Source organism: Myxococcus sp. CA051A (genome assembly GCF_013336705.1).
Taxonomy (GTDB): Bacteria; Myxococcota; Myxococcia; order Myxococcales; family Myxococcaceae; genus Myxococcus; species Myxococcus llanfairpwllgwyngyllgogerychwyrndrobwllllantysiliogogogochensis.
The window spans coordinates 88,707-108,543 of record NZ_JABUMS010000017.1 but is presented as its reverse complement, the minus strand read 5'-3'; the positions used below and the strand labels follow the sequence as shown (position 1 = coordinate 108,543).

Annotated in this window: 14 protein-coding genes; 11 read left to right on the top strand and 3 right to left on the bottom strand. The window is 70.3% G+C overall.

The window, feature by feature from the left end:
* Positions 1-179: 179 nt before the first annotated feature.
* Positions 180-923 (top strand): hypothetical protein, encoded by a 744-nt coding sequence (locus HUA74_RS36065; protein ID WP_254625412.1) that lies wholly within the window; start codon positions 180-182, stop codon positions 921-923.
* Between the two features lie 137 nt (positions 924-1,060).
* Positions 1,061-1,972, top strand: coding sequence for a hypothetical protein (locus tag HUA74_RS36060; RefSeq protein WP_174458199.1), 912 nt, complete (start codon positions 1,061-1,063; stop codon positions 1,970-1,972).
* 10 nt (positions 1,973-1,982) lie between these two features.
* Here HUA74_RS36060 and HUA74_RS36055 read toward each other — a convergent pair whose 3' ends face one another.
* Complete coding sequence (locus tag HUA74_RS36055; protein ID WP_174458198.1) at positions 1,983-2,963, bottom strand: NADP-dependent oxidoreductase; 981 nt, start codon at positions 2,961-2,963, stop codon at positions 1,983-1,985.
* A gap of 199 nt (positions 2,964-3,162) precedes the next feature.
* On the opposite strand from HUA74_RS36055, the gene HUA74_RS36050 reads away from it, so the two are divergent.
* From HUA74_RS36050 to HUA74_RS46730, 5 genes are all read left to right on the top strand, one after another.
* Positions 3,163-3,633, top strand: coding sequence for a hypothetical protein (locus tag HUA74_RS36050; protein WP_141643041.1), 471 nt, complete (start codon positions 3,163-3,165; stop codon positions 3,631-3,633).
* Between the two features lie 118 nt (positions 3,634-3,751).
* Positions 3,752-4,837, top strand: a complete 1,086-nt coding sequence (locus HUA74_RS36045; protein ID WP_174458197.1) for an AAA family ATPase — start codon at positions 3,752-3,754, stop codon at positions 4,835-4,837.
* Positions 4,837-7,149, top strand: a complete 2,313-nt coding sequence (locus HUA74_RS36040; protein ID WP_174458196.1) for a DUF5682 family protein — start codon at positions 4,837-4,839, stop codon at positions 7,147-7,149. Before HUA74_RS36045 ends, HUA74_RS36040 begins: the two co-directional genes overlap by 1 nt.
* Complete coding sequence (locus HUA74_RS36035) at positions 7,146-8,357, top strand: VWA domain-containing protein (RefSeq protein WP_174458195.1); 1,212 nt, start codon at positions 7,146-7,148, stop codon at positions 8,355-8,357. Before HUA74_RS36040 ends, HUA74_RS36035 begins: the two co-directional genes overlap by 4 nt.
* On the top strand, positions 8,350-11,241 hold the full coding sequence (locus HUA74_RS46730; RefSeq protein WP_174458194.1) for a HEAT repeat domain-containing protein: 2,892 nt from the start codon (positions 8,350-8,352) through the stop codon (positions 11,239-11,241). Before HUA74_RS36035 ends, HUA74_RS46730 begins: the two co-directional genes overlap by 8 nt.
* 75 nt (positions 11,242-11,316) lie before the next feature.
* On the opposite strand, the gene HUA74_RS36025 is transcribed toward HUA74_RS46730, so the two are convergent.
* The gene (locus HUA74_RS36025) at positions 11,317-12,147 is read right to left on the bottom strand and encodes an alpha/beta fold hydrolase (protein WP_174458193.1); all 831 of its coding nucleotides are present in this window, start codon (positions 12,145-12,147) and stop codon (positions 11,317-11,319) included.
* A gap of 120 nt (positions 12,148-12,267) precedes the next feature.
* Positions 12,268-13,518 carry an AAA family ATPase gene (locus HUA74_RS36020; protein ID WP_174458192.1) on the bottom strand — a complete coding sequence of 417 codons (1,251 nt, stop codon included), beginning with the start codon at positions 13,516-13,518 and terminating at the stop codon, positions 12,268-12,270.
* 146 nt (positions 13,519-13,664) lie between these two features.
* Here HUA74_RS36020 and HUA74_RS36015 point away from each other — a divergent pair, with 146 nt between their 5' ends.
* From HUA74_RS36015 to HUA74_RS36000, 4 genes are all read left to right on the top strand, one after another.
* A complete protein-coding gene (locus HUA74_RS36015; protein ID WP_174458191.1) occupies positions 13,665-14,705 on the top strand; it encodes a hypothetical protein in 1,041 nt (346 codons plus the stop codon).
* A 147-nt stretch (positions 14,706-14,852) separates the two neighbouring features.
* Positions 14,853-16,904, top strand: coding sequence for a HEAT repeat domain-containing protein (locus tag HUA74_RS36010; RefSeq protein WP_174458190.1), 2,052 nt, complete (start codon positions 14,853-14,855; stop codon positions 16,902-16,904).
* Positions 16,905-17,036: 132 nt separating this feature from the next.
* Positions 17,037-18,695, top strand: coding sequence for a TolC family protein (locus HUA74_RS36005; protein WP_174458189.1), 1,659 nt, complete (start codon positions 17,037-17,039; stop codon positions 18,693-18,695).
* The gene (locus HUA74_RS36000) at positions 18,683-19,828 is read left to right on the top strand and encodes an efflux RND transporter periplasmic adaptor subunit (protein ID WP_174458188.1); all 1,146 of its coding nucleotides are present in this window, start codon (positions 18,683-18,685) and stop codon (positions 19,826-19,828) included. The genes HUA74_RS36005 and HUA74_RS36000 overlap by 13 nt, the downstream gene beginning before the upstream one ends.
* Positions 19,829-19,837 lie beyond the last annotated feature (9 nt).

Here is a 19,837-nt window from a genome sequence, read left to right as displayed (position 1 = left end):
CCGCGGACACCGCACGAGTCCCAAGCTTCGAGAAACACCCCGCGACAGGCCCGTCCCCGTGATTTCCGGGGGCGGGCTGTTTCGTGTCAGGATTGAATGTGCAACCGGTGCACGCGTCGATGCGCCACTCCGCCGGGCTTCCCCAGCGCGGACCCATTCCCATCCTAGGAGCAAACCTCATGAAGCGGCTCATCCAGGGACTGTCCCTGACGTCTCTGTGTCTCTCGCTGGTGGCCTGTGGCGCGAGCAAGTTCTACACGCTCCCCGTCGCGGCGAACGATGCCTCGGCGACCAAGACGTCCATCGGAGTCTGCGCCCTGGAGAGTGGCCTCGAGTCGCATTCCGTGGACAACACGGCCATCGCCGTCACCTACGATGCGACCTCCACGATGTACTACCGTTACAATGGTAACGACGCGTACACCTTCCAGGTCTCCGTGGACGACAAGCAGGTTCCTCCGGCGGAGCTGGAGACGAAGCTCACCACGGTGCGCAAGAAGGGCGAGGAGCTGTACCTCTGCGCCCAGGACCGCATCAACCCGCGCTTCGTGGCCGCCCCCGCCCATGAGCCCTCCCAGACGAACGTCACCATCAACCTGAACGCCCCTGGCGCGAACTCGGCGGACACCGTGACGGCCGGCGCGTCGGTGTCGACGAACACGAACACGGCCTCGGCCACGACGACGTCCTCCTCCGCGTCGGTGAACCTGAGCGAGGGCACCTGCGCCCGCGCCGTGGACTGCTATGCGCGGCTGGCCAAGACGGTCTGCGAGGGCGCGCAGGACTGCAGCTTCAAGGTGGAGATCTCCGGCAACGACGAGACGGGCTGCCGTGACGCGCTGCTCCGCGTCCCGGACCTGCTCCAGCCGTTCAAGATGATTCGCCCCAACCTCTCCGCGCCGGCCGTCTGCCGCGCCGAGTAGTCCCCAAAGACAACCCGCCTCCGGCGCCGTGCCGGAGCGCGGGCGACAGCGGCCTCCGGTTTCCCAACCCGTGAGGCACGCGGAGTGGACTACCTTGGGCCCCCTCGCCATGAGCCGAGGCGGGACGGGGTGGTGCCATGAGAGCGACACGCGGACATGTGCTGCTGGGGCTTCTGGTGCTGGTGGGGCTGACGGCCGCGGGCATCGCCGGGGTGACGCTGCGCTATCGGGCCCCGCCGGCTCCCGCCCTGGCGTGGCTCGTGGGAGGGCTGCTGCTCGCGACGTGGAGCGCTCGGGCCTTCTGGAAGCGCGACGCCGACGGCGCGGCCAGGCTGCTCTTGTTCTGTTTCGGGATGCCCGCGGTCGTACTGGGCATCTGGATGGTGGCCTCCTCCGACTTCAGCGGACTTCCTCCTTGGCTCGCGTTGGGCTGCGCGGCGGTGACCACGTTCATCGGGGTCCGGATGTGGAAGGACTGGCGGCGGGCGGAGGTATTGCCCAACGTGCTGCTCGAATGGGCGCCGGCCGAGGACATCCTCGAGGTCGACGGCGTGCACTTCGCCGTGAGACTGGCCGTGACGGAAGAGGGGTCCGCGCCGCTGGAGCTGCACCTGATGGCGCAGGGGTGCGTGGACGCGGAGCGGGCGCTGACGCTGAAGCTGTCCGGGCCTCCCGAGTCGCGGCTGCGCTATCCGCGAGAGACGACGGTCCACCTGGAGGCGGGAGAGGTGGGCCTGCTCATCGTGCCGCTCTTCCCGGTCCCCGGGGCCCCGGCGCCCGGCAAGCTCTCCCTGCAGCCCAGTGCCCGAGGTCCCTCGGCGCCACGCCTGCGTCACTGGCGCGCGCGGCGCTACGAGGGGCCCCTCCATCCCGCGATGCGAGTCCTGGGCCTGTTCGCGGGCATCCTCGCCTGGGGTGGCGGGATGCACGTCGAGGTGGCGGGGGTATCGGAGGGGAAGCCTCCTCCACCCCAGCTCCCCGAGGCGCGCTGGAAGGTGCTGTGGCGGCCGGGCGCGGAGGAGATTCAGCAGGCCCGCGCCGCGGCCTGAGCGACAGGCTTCAGTGGATGCGCAGGGCCAGCTTGCCCAGGTGGTGCTTGCCCACGGCCTCGTGCGCGCGAGTGACTTCATCCAGGCGGTAGACCTTCGAGACCTCGACGTGGAAGGGGCCGGACTCGATGAGGCTGTTGAGGCGGCCGAGCACCTTGGGGTTCGCCTCGCCGTTGTAGGCGGTCGCCTTGACGCCCTCGGGGCCCTTGGGCGCGGGCTCGACGCCGTTGGGGAACGCGATGTGGCCACCCTTCTTCACGACGGCCTTGAGCAGCTCGTTCACCTTGTCTCCGCCCGCGAGCACCAGCGCCGCGTCGAGGCCGTCCGGAGCGAAGTCCCGCACCGCCTTCACGACGTCGTCGGAGCGGCCATCCACGGCCTTGTCCGCGCCGAGCTTCTTCATCAACTCCACGCCGTCCGCGCCCGAGGCCACCGCGAGCACCTTGGCTCCGAGCCGCTTCGCCAGTTGCACCGCCAGGTGCCCCACGCCGCCGCTCGCGCCGTACACCAGCAGCGTGGTGCCCTGGCCAACCTTGAGGGTGTCCTCCACGCCTTGGAGGGCCGTGATTCCGTCCGCCGCGAGCACGCCCGCCTGCTCCGCGCTCAGCCCCTTGGGCACGGGCGCGGTGTCCGCGGCCCTCACCGCGGTGTATTCCGCGTAGAAGCCGCCCTTCTCGTTCAGGAAGCCGAAGGCGTAGACCTTGTCGCCGACCTTGAGGTTCTTGACGCCTTCGCCCAGGGCCACGACGGTGCCCGCGCCATCCGTGCCAAGCACGTATGGGAAGGAGGCCTTGCTGCCCGGCTTGTAGCCTTCCATCTCGCCCGCGCGCTCGGCGGGGTCCCACTGGCCGATGCCGGCGGTCTCCACCTGGATGAGCACCTCGCCGGGGCCTACCTGGGGAACGGGGACGGTCTTGGTGCCGAGAACTTCCGGTCCGCCGAAGCGGTCGATGGCGGCGGCCTTCATCTGAGAGGGAACGGAGGTCTTCATGGAAATGACTCCTCGCGGGCGGAGGTCCCGCGCCGGACAGGGTTCCTCCGCAGGCTGGTCATGGGTGGGAGGAATTGCAGAGGAAGCGACGAAGCCCCAAGCCAGGGCCCGCCCTCACGCCCGCCACCCTGGCGCGGGAGGACACCAGGCTGGCGTACAGTCGCGCGGCGGATTTTCCCCGAAGATTCCGGAGGTGGAGATGTCGTCGCGAACGAAGCTGCGCTCGCTGCTCGTCGGTGGTGTCCTGCTGCTGTCCTCCACCGCTGGCAGCGCGAGCGCTCCGAGCGTGTCGCTGGGAGGAGTCGAGCTGCGCGTCTTCGACCGGCAGAAGGGCTCCATCGTCACGGTGGAGGAGGCCTCGGACCCGTATGGGATGAACGTGGACGCGCTGCTGCTGGTGAAGGTGCAGGGCAAGTACGAGGGGGACAAGCCGCTGAAGCTGAAGCTCGTGGTGAGCGCGCCGAAGGAGGAGTCGGAGGCGGGTGAGCGGCGCGCGTGGAAGGTGACGCAGACGCGCGAACTGCACGTGCTCGCGGAGGGCGGCGTCACCGTGGTGCCATTCCTGATGCCCTACGAGTGCTCCTCCACCGTGAAGGTGGTCGCCACGCTGTCGGGCCCGGGCGTCAACGGGAGCAAGAAGCTGGACACCGCGTTTCCGTGCGCGGAGTGAGTTGCCTCCATGCGCCGCCCACCCGGAGGCATGCGCCCTTCAAGGTCGGTTTTGCGAGGGGTATCCAAGACAACCCCTCGGATTGCGGCGTGTCAGACCGAACCGGTAGCTTGCATGCATGCCGGACATCCGACTGCCCGCCGAAGCGAAGTTCAAGACTGAGCTGGAAGCCCTCGCCGCCTATGACGACAAGCCCCGTCCCCCTGGATGGGCGCTGTCGCCTCGCGCCGTGGAGACGTACATCCTCGGCGGGTCCAAGCCCGTCGGCGGCGTGACGATTACGCCCAAGTACGTCGGCGACAAGGGGCTCATCCAGGTCTGCATCGCCACCCTCGCCTCGGACCGCGCGCTGATGCTCGTGGGCGAGCCCGGCACCGCGAAGAGCTGGCTGTCCGAGCACCTGTCCGCCGCCGTCAGCGGCACCTCCGCTCTCATCGTCCAAGGCACCGCCGGCACCAGCGAGGACCACCTCAAGTACTCGTGGAACTACGCGCTGCTGCTCGCGCAGGGCCCCACGCCCGAGGCCCTGGTCCCCTCCCCCGTCCTGCGCGCCATGCGCTCCGGCAAGTTCGCCCGCTTCGAGGAAGTCACCCGCACGTCCCCGGAGATTCAGGACGCCCTCATCTCCATCCTCTCGGAGAAGCAGGTCTCCATCCCGGAGCTGGGCGAGGTGGTCAGCGCCCAGCGCGGCTTCAACCTCATCGCCACCGCGAACACGCGGGACAGGGGCGTCAACGAGATGAGCGCCGCCCTCAAGCGCCGCTTCAACTTCGTCACCGTCCCCGTGGTCGAGGACCTGGAACAGGAAATACAGATTGTGACGAAGCGCGAGGCGGAGCTGCGCAATGACTACCAGGTCGGAGTGCCGCCTCCGGAGGAGCTGTCGCGAATCCTGCTGACGCTCTTCCAGGAGCTGCGCAAGGGCGTGACGAAGGACGGCAAGACGAAGGTCCGCACCCCGGGCGCCGTGCTGTCCACCGCGGAGGCCATCAGCGTGCTGTTCAACAGCTCCATCCTCGCGGAGCAGTTCGGCGGCGGGAAGGTCACCCCCCACGAGCTGGCCGCGTCACTGGTGGGCGCCGTGGTGAAGGAGCAGGAGGACGACGTGAAGGCCCTGCGCGAATACATGGAGACCGTCGCCAAGGGCCGCACCGGCGCGTGGAAGGACCTGTACTCCGCCAGCAAGAAGCTCCTGAGGGGCTGATGGACCTGGACCTGCTCTCCCGGGTGCATCTGTTCCCGGTGCGCCACCACTCGCCGCGCACCACGGCGGTGCTCGGGCGCTGGCTGGAGCGCGTGAAGCCGGAGGTCGTGCTCATCGAGGGGCCTTGCGATGCCTCCGACCTGATTGACGTGTTGTGTGACGCGGAGACGAAGCCGCCCATCGCGCTGCTCGGCTACCGCACGGATGACACGCCGGGCTCCGCGCTGTGGCCCTTCGCGGACTACTCCCCCGAGTACGCCGCCCTGCGTTGGGCGAAGGTGAATCGCGCCCGCGCGCTGTTCATCGACATCCCCGTCGGCGTCAGCCTCGGCATGGACCGCCATGACGAGACGGCCGGTGTCGAGAGCGAGGAGGTCCCGGAGGGCGAGCGTCACGAGCACCTCCATGACGAAGAGCCGCTCACGGAGCGGTTCGCTCGCGAGCAGGGCTACCGCTCCTTCGAGGAGCTGTGGGAGGCGCTGTTCGAGGCGCCCGACTGGACGCCCGAGGGTTTCCGCCCCGTGCTGCTCGCCTGGGCGGACGTGCTCAACGCGGGGCCTCGCCAGGACTACCACCGCTGGCGCGATGCGTTCATGGCGCGCAAGGTGCTGGAGGTGGTGGCGAGCGGCGTCGCGCCGGAGAAGGTCGCCGTGGTGGCGGGCGCCGCGCACATCGCGGCCTTCCTGGCCCGGGACGTGGAGCCCGCGCTGGAGGCGAAGCTCCCCAAGGCGGTGCCCTGCGCGGTGACGGTGATTCCGTACAGCTTCCCCCGGCTGTCCGAGCAGCTCGGCTACGGCGCGGGCAATCGGGCGCCGCACTTCTACCAGAAGGCCCACGAGGCCCAGTGCGACTTCCGGCGCGCGACGCTGGAGGTGCTCATCGACTTCGCCGCGCACCTGCGCATGCGCGGCTTCACCGCGTCGCTGTCGGACGTGCTGGAGGCCTACCGACTGGCGATGACGCTGGCGGACCTGCGCGAGAAGAGCGCTCCAGGACTGGACGAACTGCGCGAGGCCACCGTGGCCACGCTGTGCCGGGGCGACGCGACGCATGTCGACGCGTTCCTGTGGAAGAGCGTCGTCGGTCATCAAGTGGGACGGGTGGCCAGTCGCATCGGCAAGAACTCGCTCCAGGCGGAGTTCTGGCGGGAGCTGGACACGCGCCGGCTGCCGAGCACCGACAGCGCGGAGACCTTCACGCTGCGCCTCACCAACACGGTGGAGGTCGGCTCCTCGGTGTTCCTCCACCGGCTGCGCGTGGCGGGGATTCCCTATGCGACGCTCGCGGCCACGGGACAGCAGCGCGCCTCGCCGCAAGAGGCTGGCGGACAGGCGGCGCTGACGCGGGTGCGCGAGTCGTGGCAGGCGCAGTGGACGCCGTCCACGGACGTGGCGCTGGTGGAGAAAATCGTCCTCGGCGACTCGCTGGAAGCCGTGACGACCCGCGTCCTCCAGGAGCAACTGGACGCGGCGAAGACCACGGGTGCCGCCGCGAACGTCCTGTTGGAGTCGGTGATTACCGGCTGCCCGCAGACGATGGCCGCGGCCCTGCGCGCCTGTGACACGCACGCGGCCACGGACGTGGACCTGCCCTCGCTCGCCTCGGCGGCGCGCGCGCTGTCCGGACTGGTGGCCTATGGCACCTCGCGCGCGCACACGGACGTGGGCGACGAGGCGGTGGCGGTGCTCTGCCAGAAGACGTACTCCCGCGCGCTGCTGCGCGTGCGCGAGGCCTGTGCCTGCGCACCGGACGCCCTGCCTTCCGTGGTGGAGGCGCTGCGCACCCTGCACGAGGTGGCGCTGGCCCAGCCGCTCGCGGACAAGGCCGGCTGGCTGGCGGAGGCCCGCGAGCTGATGGACAGCACCACCGTGCACCCGGCGACGTCGGGCCTTGCCACGGGCCTGCTGTATCTGGCGCACGAACTGAGCGAGGCGGAGGTGGCGCTCATCGTCGGACTGCGGCTGTCGCTGGCGGTGGCTCCCGAGGAAGGCGCGTCCTGGCTGGAGGGCTTCCTGGGCGTCAACGCGCTGGTGCTGGTGAAGAACCGCGAAGTGGTGAAGGCCCTGGACGACTTCCTGACCAGCATCGACCCCGAGCGCTTCCGTCAGACCCTGCCGGTATTGAGAAGGGCACTGGGCGTGCTGGGTACCACCGAGCGCCGCTACCTCATGGAGAACGTGGTGGCGGTGCGGCAGCTCGGAGAAAAGGGCCGGGCCGTGAAGACGGTGCTCGAAGAGAAGGACACAGCGAAGCTCAAGGACATGAGCGCCGAGCTGGGCAAGGTGCTCGACGACCTGGACGACCTGCTATGAGCGTGGACCCCAAGGAACTGGCGGAGAAGGACCGGGATGCCCTGCTGCGCTGGCGGCTCGCGCTCGGCCCGACGGCGGAGAAGACGGGAGCCTGTCCCTCGCTGCGGGCCCTGAGCACCCAGGCGGGCTCGGTGGGCGTGGGCGGCGGAGACCTGGAGGCGTTGGATGACGCGCTCTCCTTCGTCTACGGGGAAAAGCGCGCGAGCTCATCCGGCTCGCGCCCCTACATCCCCGAGTGGCTGGGTGCGCTGCGGAGCTTCTTCCGCGACGACGTGATTGCGCTCGTCCAGAAGGACGCCATCGAGAAGAAGGGGCTCACCCAGCTCCTCTTCGAGCCAGAGACGCTGCCCTTCCTCGACAAGAACGTGGAGCTGGTGACGACGCTGGTCAGCGCGCGCGGGCTCATCCCCGACGAGGCGAAGGCAATTGCCCGGCAGATTGTCCGCGAGGTGGTGGAGGAGCTGCGCAAGAAGCTGGAGTCCTCCGTCCGCACGGCCGTGTTCGGCGCCCTGCGCAGGGACAGGACGAGCCCGCTGCCGATTGCGCGCAACATCGACTGGAAGCGCACGATTCGGCAGAACCTGAAGGGCTGGGACGCGGAGCACAAGCGACTGGTGCCCGAGCGTTTCTACTTCTGGCCCAACCAGCGCAAGCATCACGAGTGGGATGTGACGCTGGTGGTGGACCAGTCCGGCTCCATGGCGCAGAGCGTGGTGTACAGCTCCGTCATGGCGGCCATCTTCGCGTCACTGGATGTGCTGCGCACGCGCCTCATCCTGTTCGACACGGAGGTGGTGGACATGACGCCCCTGCTCACGGACCCCGTGGAGGTGCTGTTCACCGCGCAGCTCGGCGGCGGAACGGACATCAACCGCGCGGTGGCCTATGCGCAGGCGAACCATGTGCAACGGCCGGAGAAGACCCTCTTCCTGCTGATTACCGACCTCTATGAAGGCGGTGACGCGGAGGAGCTGGTGGCGCGGCTGCGTCAGTTGGTGGACTCGCGGGCGAAGGTGCTGTGCCTGTTGTCGCTGTCGGACGGAGGCAAGCCCACGTACGACCACGCCATGGCGGAGAGGCTCACCGCGCTGGGCATTCCCTGCTTCGGGTGTACGCCCAAACGACTGGTGGATGTGGTGGAGCGGGTGATGCGCAACCAGGACCTGACACCGCTGCTGACCGCCGACAAGGAGACGCACCATGGCTGAGCCTCGCAAGGTGGCTGCCAGCAGCGGAGGGTTGACGGAAATCATCGGAGACCCCTCGGAGGTCGCGAAGGGCACTCGCATCTTCGACGACAAGCAAATCACCCACCTGTCCCGCTTCGAGAACCGGCTGTTCGCGGATGCGCTGGGCTCCGGGGCGTCGCCCTACAAAGTGTCGCTGGTGTTCGGTGACGGGCGTGAGGTGAAGGGGAAGTGCTCCTGCGTGGCCGCGCGCTCGCGGCCCTTCTGCAAACACGCGGCGGCGCTGCTGGTGGCGTGGGCTCGCGCGCCGGAAGCCTTCGTCACCACCGATACGGCCCCGGCGGGCGCGGGAGGCCCGGCGAAGAAGAGCGTGAAGAAGGGCAAGACGGAGACGGGCGAGCTGATGAAGGCGGGCGTGGCGCAGGTGTCCACGCTGGTGCGGGAGCTGGGCCTGTCGGGCGTGACGTCCCTGTCCGAGGACCGCGCCGAGCAGGTGCGCGCCCTGGGTGAGTCGCTGCGCGCCAATGGCCTGCGCCGGCTGGCGGCGCGCACGGTGGAGGTGGCGGCCCTGCTGGAGCAGGCGGCGGCGCGCACGGGCACGTTCGAGCCCCCCGTCTTCACCGACCTGGTGGCGGACATGCTGCTCACCGCGCGCAAGGTGGAGAAGCACCTGGGCGGTGAGCCCCTGGAGGACCGCTACGTCGAGGAGCTGATTGGCAAGACGTGGACGAAGAAGGACCGGGCTCCCATCGAGGGGCTGACGCTGGTGGAGTACGCCTTCACCACGCGCACCACGCCCGACAACTTCCTCGTCCGGGAGAGTCGCTTCCTGGAGCTGGGCACCGGAGCCCACTACACGGAGAAGCAAATCCTCCCCGCCTTCCTCAAGACGGTGGAGCCGAAGAAGAGCCACGCGGGCGTGGTGCTGGAGGAGGCCAAGGGTGGGCAGTACCCGGGCTTCCCGCCTCGGCGACTGGACCTGGAGGACGCGAAGTCGACGCATCCGCAGGACGACTCGGCGCTGCGGCTGTTGGTGAAGATGGCGCTGCCGGACGTGGGGGCGGCGCTGGCGGCCTTCCAGGAGCACCGCAAGGACGTCTTCGCGCCGGAGCTGCTCCCCGTGGCGCTGCGGGTGCAGACGCTCCTGGCGAGCGGGCAGCGCTCACAGTTGGTGGACTCGGGAGACCGGGGGCTGTTCCTCCCGGCGGACTCGCGGCTGGAGGAGCCCTTCGCCGCGGCACTGGAAGGGGCCACGTTGAAGGTGGTGCTGGGGGACGTGGGGCTGGAGGCGGCGCTCCCCACGCTGTTCCCGCTCGCGGTGGTGGTGGAGACACCGGAGGGGCTGGAGCTGCGCGGACTGGGGCTGCGGGAGGCAACGGAGGAGCCCACGCGGCGTCGGCGTCGTCGGGCGAAGCCGGAGGCGCCGGTGGCGGTGCCTCGCAGCGGATGGGCGGACGCGGCGCGCGAAGCGGGGGCGTCTCGCGCGGCCATCGCCCTGGCCGAGGTGCGGGATGAGCTGGCGGAGAAGTTCTCCAACGGGCTGTCCTCGCTGTCTCCGCGCGCGGTGGAGCCGCTGGTGGCCCGACTGAGGGAGCTGGGGCTGGAGAAGCCCGGAGCGCTGCTGGAAGCGCTGGCGCAGCGTCCCGACGCGGCGGAGCGGTTGGATGACTTCGTCAAGGTGTACCAGGTGCTCGGCATCGCCCTGGTGCGGCTGGCGGGGGCGGCGCAGGTCCAGGGGGACACGTTGGAGCCGGTGCCCACGCACCCGAGCATCCACATCCGGAAGCCCGCGGCGCCGCTGCCTCCGGGTGAGGCGCTGTTGAAGCGGGCTCGAGGAGAGCTGTCTCGTTACGAGGCCGCGGCCCATGCGGCGCACTACTACGCGAGCCTGGACGCGGACTCGCTGCTGGAGTCCCTGTATCCCGCGTGGAGCGACGGCGCGGCGAGCACCTTCGTGGCCCGGGCGGTGGCGGCACGTCCGAAGGAGCGCGTGCTGGAGGTGGTGAAGCAGGCCCTGTCCGAGCATCACAGCCGGATGGTGCGCCGCACCGCCATCCAGGTGCTGGGGCAGTTGGAGGTCCATGCGGCGCGAGTGCTGCTGGACGGCATGACACGCAAGGGCCACGACGCGGGCCTGCGGCTCCATGCACGCGAGGTGTTGAACGATGTGCAGGCCCGGGAGACGGGGCCCGCGTCCATCGCGGCGCTCGCGAAGGTGCGACAGGGGAGGATTCGGCCGCTCGCGCAGCGGGCGCTGTCGGAGCCGACTCGGGAAGCGCGGCTGGCGGCGGTGGATCAGCTCGAGGGGTTGGGGCTCACGCAGGCGTGGCCGGTGCTGCGGCAGGTGTTCTACGGAGACCCGTCGAACGAGGTGCGGCGACGCGCGGCCATGGCCCTGGCGTGGCTGGGGGACTCGGAGGTGCTGGACAAGTACGTGCACAGCGTGGAGGCGCGCGACACGGACGACGAGGAGGCCAAGACGGCGGTGTACGCGCTGGGGGTGCTGGGTGACGTGCGCGGCGCGGAGACACTCCTGGCGGCGTTCGTCGACGGGTGGAAGCCGGGCGTCGTGTCCGACTCGCTGAAGACCTTCGGGCTGGCGATGCTGGAGCCGGCCGTCCGATTGGCGGAGACGCGGCCGGAGGCGCTGGAGCGACAAGCGCTGCGCAACCTGTTCGAGCGATTCCCGGCGGACGCGCTCTCGAAGGTGCTGCTGGCCCACGTGGAGGCGGCGCGCGCGCACCCCGAGCGGCTCACGCGCTTCGGGACGTACCTGAAACTCGCGAACGAGAACATCCACGGCGCGGGCAAGGTGGTGGCGGCGGCACTGCTCGACATCCCCGATGCCGCCGGGGACAAGACGCTCTCACGTCAGGCGAAGAAGACGCTCGGGGTGAAGACCTAGCCGCAACGCCGTGCAGGCCAACGCCGCGCCGGGGCGCGCACTCAGTCCCCGGCGCGAACACCGCACAGCCCCAACTCACCCCACGCGTGACGACACGTGCGGTCTCACCAGCGACTCCAGGAAGGAGCCGAGCGCGGCGTTGACGAGCGCGGGCTCCTCCACCGTGGAGGAGTGCCCCCCGCGCGGAAGCCGCGTCAGCCGCGAGCCCGGAATCAACTGGTGGAGCCGTTCGGCCTTCGCCGGAACAGTGGCCACGTCCTCTTCCCCCACGACGATGAGCGTGGGCACGCGGATGTTCGGCACCTCGTGTGACACCGCGTTGCGACGGATGACACCGTTCACCGCGCGCCAGATGTCCCGACGGTTCTCCAGCAGCCGCGCCCGCCACAGCGCCCGCTCCTCCGCGCGGTTCGGGTCCGTCAGGAACGTCCGGCCAAACATGATGCGCATCACCGGGTCCACCACCGGCCGCAACCCCGCCATCCGAGCGATGAGGTTGAGCAACGTGTAGCGCGGCACGTTGGCCAGCGGCTCGGCGTCCGCCGACGTATCCAGCAGGCTGAGCGAGCGCAACAACTCCGGCCGGCGCGCCGCGATGCGCATCCCGATGAAGCCTCCCATGGACAGGCCGACGAAGTGACACGGCCCCAGGTCCAGCTTCTCCATCAGCCCCACCGCGTCCAGGTACAGCGTCTCCATGTCGATGGTGCTCGCCTCGGGCACCGCGCTGCGCCCCTGCCCCCGGTGGTCATACGCGATGCAGCGATAGCGACTCCGCAGCGCATCCACCTGCGGGTCGAACAGCCGCGAGTTCCACAACAACCCATGGCTGAACAGGATGGGCTCACCCGAGCCACCCGTATCCTCGTAGTGCAACTCGGTTCCATTCACGGTCAACATCGGCATGGCGGTTCCCTCCCCACGTCCCGCAGGATAGGCCAGCTCGTGACGCGACACGGCACCCGTCTTGCCGCGGTGCGCCGGCTGTCGACTCGCGGACGCCGTGGGAGAACGGACGTGCCCGGGTTACCAGAGCCCCTGGGCCTGGAGCAGGGCCCCCATCTGTCCGGGGGCGGCGGCGCTGGCGGTGAAGAGCCGCTCGGCGACCTCCGGCGACGGGTCCTCCCAGGTCAGCAGGCCCGTGTCCTCCTCGCGACGACACACCACCAGGCTCGCGCGCACGTGCTCCGCGGACTCGAAGGCGAGCAGGTCCATCAGCACGGGACTCTGGCTGGTGAAGAAGCTCTGCCGCCCCTTGAGCGGCTCCACGCTGGCCCGCACGAGCTGGGGGTGGAGGGAGTGGGCCACCTCATCCACGACGACCACCGCGCGCGCCCGGGCCAGGTAGTGCTGGAGGGCGAGCAGGCGCTTCTGGCCATGACCCAGCTGACGCGCGGAGACCCGCGTGTCTCCGGGGCCTAGGAAGTCCAGCTCCAGGCCCCCGAGCGTGAGGGATTCGTACTTGCCCTCGGGCGACGCCTCCAGGGGAACGAGGCTGGCCTCCGCGGAGGTGAAGCCGAGCAACCGCGACGCGTCGCGAAGGAAGGGGACGGCGTCCGACGGGACGACATACCGCGCGGAGCCCCACTGCGCCGCCGCCAGCCGCCGCAGCCCGTCCAGCAGCGCCTCCGACGCGAGCCCCGTGCCCGTGGCGAGCACACCCTCCGCCCGCCGGGAGAGGCGCAGCTCCACCTGGTAGAGCTGCTCGAAGTAGGCGAGCCCCTCGTCGAAGCGGCTCAGCCCCGCCAGGGCGGACACCTCGCGGGCCATGGCCAGCAGCGGCTCCACCGTGGCCGTGCCCTCGCCCGTCTTCTCCACCCAGGCGATGCCTCCGGACATGAGGACCAGCCACAGCCGGCCGGCGACCTCGGGAGCCAGTCGCTCCTGGACGACGAGCGAGGTGTCACCCTCGCGCGAGACGGTGACCTGGAGCCCCTCGCGACGGATGACCAGCGGCCACGCCATGTCGCGCGGCGACACGACGATGTCCATGGACAGCCCGGAGCCCGCGGGCCCGTCCTGGGGCATCACGGGCACGTTCCGAACCCGCACCGTGATTCGGCCGGTGTCCGCGCTCAGCGCGTACTCCAGTTCGAAGGGCTCCAGGGCCATGGCCGTGAAGTCCGAGCTGGCGACGGCCGCGAGGAGGTCCAGGAGCAAGGTCTTCCCCGTGCCGTTGCGGCCCAGCAGCACGTTGAAGGACGGACTGAACGACAGCCGCGTGCCGGGGTTCACGGAGCGGAACTGGTGGACCTGGAGCCACTGGAGCTTGAGCATCGTCCACCAGCCTCCCCCTCGGACACGCCAGGGTCAACCCTGCCTGTGACACAAAACGCTACTCTCGGAGAAGTCAATCAACACCCATTGTGAACAATTCTTGAGACAGTCAGGCTGCTGGTGCAACGCATTGACGGAGGTCACTCATGTCCCCGCAGCCGCGCCTGATTCGTTTCACTTCGAGGATTTCATTGCTCGCGCTCCTGGCCGCCCTGGGTGCCGTCACCTGGAGCACGCCAGCCCAGGCGCGGACGCCAGGGGGCGTCATCGGCGTCGGGTATTACGACCATCAAGGCCCGCCGCCCTGGGTCGATACGGCTTGCAAGTACACGGCGGTCTACAAACCTTGTCATTGCCCGCCCCCTACCGTCGCCAACTTCGACTCCGCCATGGGCTGTTCCAACGAGAGCCAGGCGTGGGCTGACAGGGACGCGCTGAACTCCTGTACCAACCTCTGTGCGAGGGCGGCCAAGGACTCGCCGGGGGCCGGCAACGGCAACAACAACGGCGGTGTCGCGGGGCGCCCAGGGGGCTCGACGAATGGCGGCATCTCGCTCGGCGGCGCCGGCACCCTGGCGGCCGTGGAGTCGGGGGGCTATGTGGCGTTCGTCCCCTTCAGCCTGGAGCCCATCGGACACGCCGAGCAGAAGGAGCATCTGGCCGAGGCGCTCGTGGAGGCCACCTCCGTCCCCTGGGTCTTCCTCGAAGGGATGGGCGAGTCCATCCAGTGGGAGGACCCGAAGGGCGCGGCGGCCTTCGTCCAGGCCTACTGGAGCGACCGCGGCGCGCCCAACCCCATTGGCCACTGCAAGCACTCCCTTCAGGTCTCCTGTCCTCTCCAGGATGTGAAGCTCGGTGACAGCCTTCAGGTCTGCTCGGGGGAGAGCGACGAGGACGCCCAGAAAATCGCCGAGACGAGCTGCGCGCCGCTGCGCTACGACGCGCTGAGCCGCTCCTGGAAGACCTGGGGCCTCTTCGGCTACCACCACGAGGGCTCGTACCGCGCGCCGACCGCGACGGTCCTCGCCGTGGGTCCCCAGCAGTTCCTCGGCTTCGTGCCCTCCAGCATGGAGGCCATGGGCCCCTCCGAGGACTGGAGCAAGCTGGCGGACGAGCTGCTGGAGCGCACGGAGGGCACCAGCGTGTGGCTCGCCGGACCGCCGGAGTTCTACTCCGCCAAGGAGTAGCGACCCACCGGCCGCGCCCGCTCCGCGGCTCGCACGCGGGGCGGAGTGACGGCCCGCCCAACCCGGGAGGACGGCCCAGTCCCGCCATCCCCGGGAGCCCGGCTTGTCACGACAGGGCGCGACAGGCAGGCTCAGGGCACTTCCGACATGCGCCCTGCTCGTCCCGCCCTGCTCGCCCTCGTCCTCCTCGCATTGCTTGGCACGGCCGCGGGAGTCACCTACGCGCTGCGCCCCCCGGCCTCCACACCGGCCACCGCGAGCGCCTCCCCTCCCACCGCGCCCAAGCCCGTGGCCCAGGCCACGCCACCGCCCGCCGAAGTGAAGGACGGGCACCCGCCGCGCGGCGTCTACGCCGGCGCCGAGGCGTGCGGCGAGTGCCACGAGGACGAGCACGCCGAATGGAGCAAGGGCTGGCACTCGCGCGCGCTGTCCCCCGCGACGTCGAAGTTCGTGGTGGGCGACTACCGCAAGAACACGCACTTCAAGGGAGACTCCAGCGAGGCGTGGATGCGTCGCGACGGTGAGCACCACTTCATGCGCACGAAGGGCGCGGACGGGCAGCTCGCGGAGTTCCCGGTGCAGTGGGTGGTGGGCGGCAAGCGCATGCAGGACCCCGTCACGGTGCTCGCAGACGGTCGCTGGCAGGTGCTGCCCGTCTACTACCACGTCACCGGCAAGGGCGAGTGGGTGGACTACTCGGAGACGAAGCAGGGCGCGCTCACGCCGGACCACCCGTTCTTCTGGGCCAACTTCCGTCGCAGCGCGCAGCACGCGTGTCTGGACTGTCACGTCACCGGACTCGACGCGCGCCACGACCGCGCCACCCACACGTGGACCACGCGTTTCACCGACGCGGGCGTCGCGTGCGAGAGCTGCCACGGGCCCGGTGCCAGGCACGCCGACACGCAGGACCCCAAGGACATCGTCCAGCCGTCGAAGCTGTCCTCGGAGCTGGGCTTCGCGGTGTGCGCGCAGTGCCATGGCCCGCGCCGTCCCCTCTTCCCCATCCTCGACCTGGCGCACCGCTTCCAGCCGGGCCAGAAGTATGAAGACTTCTACCAACCCATCGTCCTCTTCGTGGGCAACGAGCGCTCCGGCGACTACTTCACCGACGGCCGCCCCAGCACCTCCAGCTTCGAGTACCAGGCCCTCATCCAGTCGCAGTGCCATCTGCAGGGCAATGCGACCTGCCTCACCTGTCACACCGCGCCGCACGAGCCACACGCGCCCAACGAGCTGAACCTGCCGGAGAAGACGGCCGCGAAAATCTCCGTGGGCTCGGCCACCTGTCAGCAATGCCACGCGGACCTGTTCGCCGCGGGCGCGAAACACTCCAAGCACACCGGGCGCGCCGCGCAGGACTGCGTGGCCTGTCACATGCCGCCCGTCGTCTCCGGCGTGCTCGACAAGTTCGCGGACCATGCGCTCGACGTGCCCGCGCCGAAGAACACCACGCGCCACGGCATCCCCAATGCCTGCAACACATGTCACACGAAGGAGACGCCGGAGGCCATGGACCAGGCCCTGGCGAAAATGTGGCCGGACTCCGCGAAGCGGCAGGAGCGGCGCGTGCGCCTGGCGGACGCCTTCGACGACAAGACCGCGGACACCAGCCGGCCCGCGCTGGAGGCCGTGCTCGCGGACACGAAGGAAGCCGCGTCGCTGCGTGGCGTGGCGGCGAAGGTGCTCGGGCGTCGATACAAGCGCGAGGCCGTGCCCGCCCTGCGCGCCGCGCTGAAGGGGACGCAGGACAGCCTGCTGCGCGCGGACGTCATCGAGGCGCTGGGCGCCGTGGGTGGCAAGGAGGCCACCGAGGACCTGGCGGCGCTGCTCCAGGATGGCTCCACGTGGGTGCGCCAGTCCGCGGCGCTGACGCTGGCGAGCTTCGGCGACGCGCGCGGCACCGCGGCCGTGGAGGCGCTGGCGTCGCGGCCGGAGACCTCCGGGCTGGTCCAACCGCACATCATGCTCGGGCAGCTCGCCGTGCGTCGGAAGGACCTGACCACCGCCATCCGCGAGTTCGAGCGGGCGTTGGATTTGCAGCCCTACAACGCCGACGCGCTCGTCCGCCTGGCCGACCTCTATGTCGTCCAGGGACAGGTGGAGAAGGGCAAGGAGCGGCTCGAGGACGCGCTGCGCTTCGACCCACAGAGCCGCGCGGCGAAGCAGCGTCTGTCCATGCTCAAACAGGGTCGCTGAGCGGAGGACGCGAGCCCGCTGGCGCTCCATCCACTGCTGAGCAGGCTCTCGTCCCTTTTGTCAGACAGGCGGGGACCGGCCCCGGGGTACGTGGCCGGTATCGGGTGCCTCCCCTACCTCAGGGCACCCGATATGAACGCCCTGCTGCTCGCCCTCCTCCTCTCGCACCCTGGCTCCGAGCCAGGGGTGCCGCTCGCCCAGGCCCGGCCGCCGTCCGCCGTGCGACAGCGGCCCCAGGGACACGGCGCGCCCAAGGTGCTGCCCATCCAGAATCCCAGGCCACAGTCGGCCCAGGGACAGGGCATTCCCGTGACGCCCCCGGGAGCGCCGTCACAGGCGCCCGGCGCGCCACGGCGGGGCACCCCTCCCCAGGGGCAATGGGACACGTCCGCCCCAGGGCCCGGTGAGGACACCGGGACGAGCGACGACCCGCCGGAGCCACCGCAGCCCGAAGTGTCGGACCCGCTGCTGACGCCCATGCCGCCCGCGCCCATCCAGGTGAAGTCCTGGGAGGAGGCGCTGGACATGGTGCGGCAGAGCTCCACCGACTTGAGGACCGCGCTGGCCCAGGTGGAGTCCGCGGCGGGACAGGCGCGCATCGCGCTGGCGGGCCTGCTGCCCGTCATCACCGGCACGGTGGGCGTGCAGTACAACGTGCTGGACCCCGACTCGACGACCTTCATCGGCGGCGGCACGGGGGGTGGCGTGGGCGGTGGCGTGGGGGGAGGCATTGGCGGCGGTGTCGGCGGGGGCACGGGGACGGACAGCGCCCTGAGACCCACGCAGCCGCCGTTCGCGGGAATCCTCTCGGCCTCCGTGCCGCTGTTCGACCTGCAGGCCATTGACGCACGGCGCACGGCGCGGGAGGCCCAGCGCGCCGCGGCGTGGTCGCTCGCGGAGACGCGGCGTCAGCTCAGCGGCGCGCTCGCCCGGGCGCTGGTGCAGGTGGCCGCGCAGGAGCGACTGGCCGAGGTCAACCGCGTCAACCTGCGCACCGCGCTGGAGCGGCTCGCCCTCGCGCAGCGTCGGTTGGATTTGGGCGCGGGCACCCGGTTGGACGTGGTGCGCGTGAAGCAGGACGCCGAGTCCGCGCGCGCCCTCGTCGTGTTGGGTGACGAGAATCTGCGACAGGCGCGCGAGGCGCTCGGGCTCGCACTCGGGTTGCCGCAGGCGGTGGGCCTGGCGAAGGGCGTGCGCGTGGACGAACTGCTCCAGAGCGCGCGGAAGGACTGCCGCCAGCTTCCAGAACTGGAGGGGCGCTCGGACCTGGCGGCGGCGCGCTCGCGCTTCAGGGTGGCGCAGCGGCAGGTCAGCTCGGTGAAGGCGCAGTACGCGCCCTCGATATCGCTGACGAGCACGACCATTGCCCTCACCGTGGAGGAAGACTTCGTCAACGTGCCCATCTGGAACATCGGAGCCAGCCTGCTCTTGCCCTTCTGGGACGGCGGGGCACGCGAGGGACTGCTGCGACAGTCCCGCGCGGAGGCGGAGGTCGCGCGCCAGCAGGTGGTTCAACTGGAGCGCTCCGTCACGGTGGAAGTCACGCAGGCGCGGCGTGGCGTGAAGGTCTCCCAGGCCTCGCGGGACATCTCGTCGCAGGAGCGGGTACTGGCCGAGGAGAACGACAGGCTCACCCGACGCAGTTTCGAGGTGGGCACGGGCACCAGCCTGGAGCTCATCCAGACAGCGGCGGCGCTGCGACAGGCGGAGCTGGCGCTGGTGGTGCGCGAGTTCCAGTTGGAGCAGGCGCGCGTCGAGGCATTCCTTGCGGAGGCGGCATGCGACTGGTGAGGACATGGGGCGCGGGGTGCGCGGTGGCGCTGGCGCTGGCGGGGTGCAAGGGCTCGAAGGAGGGAGACGCCCCCCAGGGCGGGCAGGCCGGCGCGGGGACGGCCCTGTCCGTGCAGACGCTGGCGCTGTCGCCCGGCGAAGTGCAGGAGGCCGGCGAGTACGTGGGCACGCTCATCTCCCGCAGCAGCATCTCCCTGTATCCCCAGGTCGCCGGCTACGTGCAGGCGATTCCGGTGCGCCCCGGCTCTCGTGCGCAGCGCAACGAGGTGCTGCTGGTGGTGGACCCACGCAGGGAGCAGGCGGGGCTGCGCGCCACCCAGGCCCAGCGCGCGTCGGCGCTGGCGCAGCGCGAGTTCGCCCGGCGCACCCGGGAGCGCAGCGCGCAGCTGCTCAAGGAAGGGCTCCAGAGCCGCCAGGACTATGACCAGGCGGTGGCGCAGGCGCAGCAGGCGGAGGCGAGCGCGCGGGCGATTGAAGCGCAAATCCAGTCGCAGCGCGTGCAGCTCGGCTTCTACGAGGTGAGCGCGCCCTTCGCGGGCGTGGTGGGAGACATCCCGGTGAAGGTGGGCGACTACGTCACGCCGCAGACGCGGCTCACCTCGCTGGACCAGAGCAAGGTGCTGGAGCTGTCCGTGCAGGTGCCGGTGGACCGCGCCCAGCGCGTGCAGGTGGGGAAGACACCGCTGGAGGTGCTGGACACGGAAGGCAAGGTGCTGGTGTCCGCGCCCGCCTTCTTCGTGGCGCCCACGCCCGCCGCGACGACGCAGTTGGTGGAGGTGAAGGCCGCCTTCGAGAACACGGGCAGGCTGCGCGCGGGGCAACTGGTGCGCGCGCGCGTGGTGTACGCATCGCGCGAGGCGCTCACCGTGCCCACCGTCGCGGTGACGCAAATCAGCAGCCAGTCCTTCGTGTACCTGGTGGGCTCGGCCGACGGAGGCACCGTCGCGCAGCGCACGCCACTGGACGTGGGAGAAGTCACGGGCAACGACTACGAGGTGACGGGAGGGCTGGACGCCGGGGCCCAGGTGGTGGTGACGGGGTTGCAGTTGCTGCGCGATGGCCAGCCCATCAAACCCACGCCCGCGAAGCCCGAGGGCCAGGGTGTGGGCGGCGCCTCCGACGCGGGCCAGTGAGAGGACGGC

Excerpts from the sequence above, each read along its gene's own strand:
- HUA74_RS36065 (WP_254625412.1), top strand. The coding sequence starts at position 180 with ATGAAGCGGCTCATCCAGGGACTGTCCCTGACGTCTCTGTGTCTCTCG.
- HUA74_RS36060 (WP_174458199.1), top strand. The coding sequence starts at position 1,061 with ATGAGAGCGACACGCGGACATGTGCTGCTGGGGCTTCTGGTGCTGGTG.
- HUA74_RS36055 (WP_174458198.1), bottom strand. The coding sequence starts at position 2,963 with ATGAAGACCTCCGTTCCCTCTCAGATGAAGGCCGCCGCCATCGACCGC.
- HUA74_RS36050 (WP_141643041.1), top strand. The coding sequence starts at position 3,163 with ATGTCGTCGCGAACGAAGCTGCGCTCGCTGCTCGTCGGTGGTGTCCTG.
- HUA74_RS36045 (WP_174458197.1), top strand. The coding sequence starts at position 3,752 with ATGCCGGACATCCGACTGCCCGCCGAAGCGAAGTTCAAGACTGAGCTG.
- HUA74_RS36040 (WP_174458196.1), top strand. The coding sequence starts at position 4,837 with ATGGACCTGGACCTGCTCTCCCGGGTGCATCTGTTCCCGGTGCGCCAC.
- HUA74_RS36035 (WP_174458195.1), top strand. The coding sequence starts at position 7,146 with ATGAGCGTGGACCCCAAGGAACTGGCGGAGAAGGACCGGGATGCCCTG.
- HUA74_RS46730 (WP_174458194.1), top strand. The coding sequence starts at position 8,350 with ATGGCTGAGCCTCGCAAGGTGGCTGCCAGCAGCGGAGGGTTGACGGAA.
- HUA74_RS36025 (WP_174458193.1), bottom strand. The coding sequence starts at position 12,147 with ATGCCGATGTTGACCGTGAATGGAACCGAGTTGCACTACGAGGATACG.
- HUA74_RS36020 (WP_174458192.1), bottom strand. The coding sequence starts at position 13,518 with ATGCTCAAGCTCCAGTGGCTCCAGGTCCACCAGTTCCGCTCCGTGAAC.
- HUA74_RS36015 (WP_174458191.1), top strand. The coding sequence starts at position 13,665 with ATGTCCCCGCAGCCGCGCCTGATTCGTTTCACTTCGAGGATTTCATTG.
- HUA74_RS36010 (WP_174458190.1), top strand. The coding sequence starts at position 14,853 with ATGCGCCCTGCTCGTCCCGCCCTGCTCGCCCTCGTCCTCCTCGCATTG.
- HUA74_RS36005 (WP_174458189.1), top strand. The coding sequence starts at position 17,037 with ATGAACGCCCTGCTGCTCGCCCTCCTCCTCTCGCACCCTGGCTCCGAG.
- HUA74_RS36000 (WP_174458188.1), top strand. The coding sequence starts at position 18,683 with ATGCGACTGGTGAGGACATGGGGCGCGGGGTGCGCGGTGGCGCTGGCG.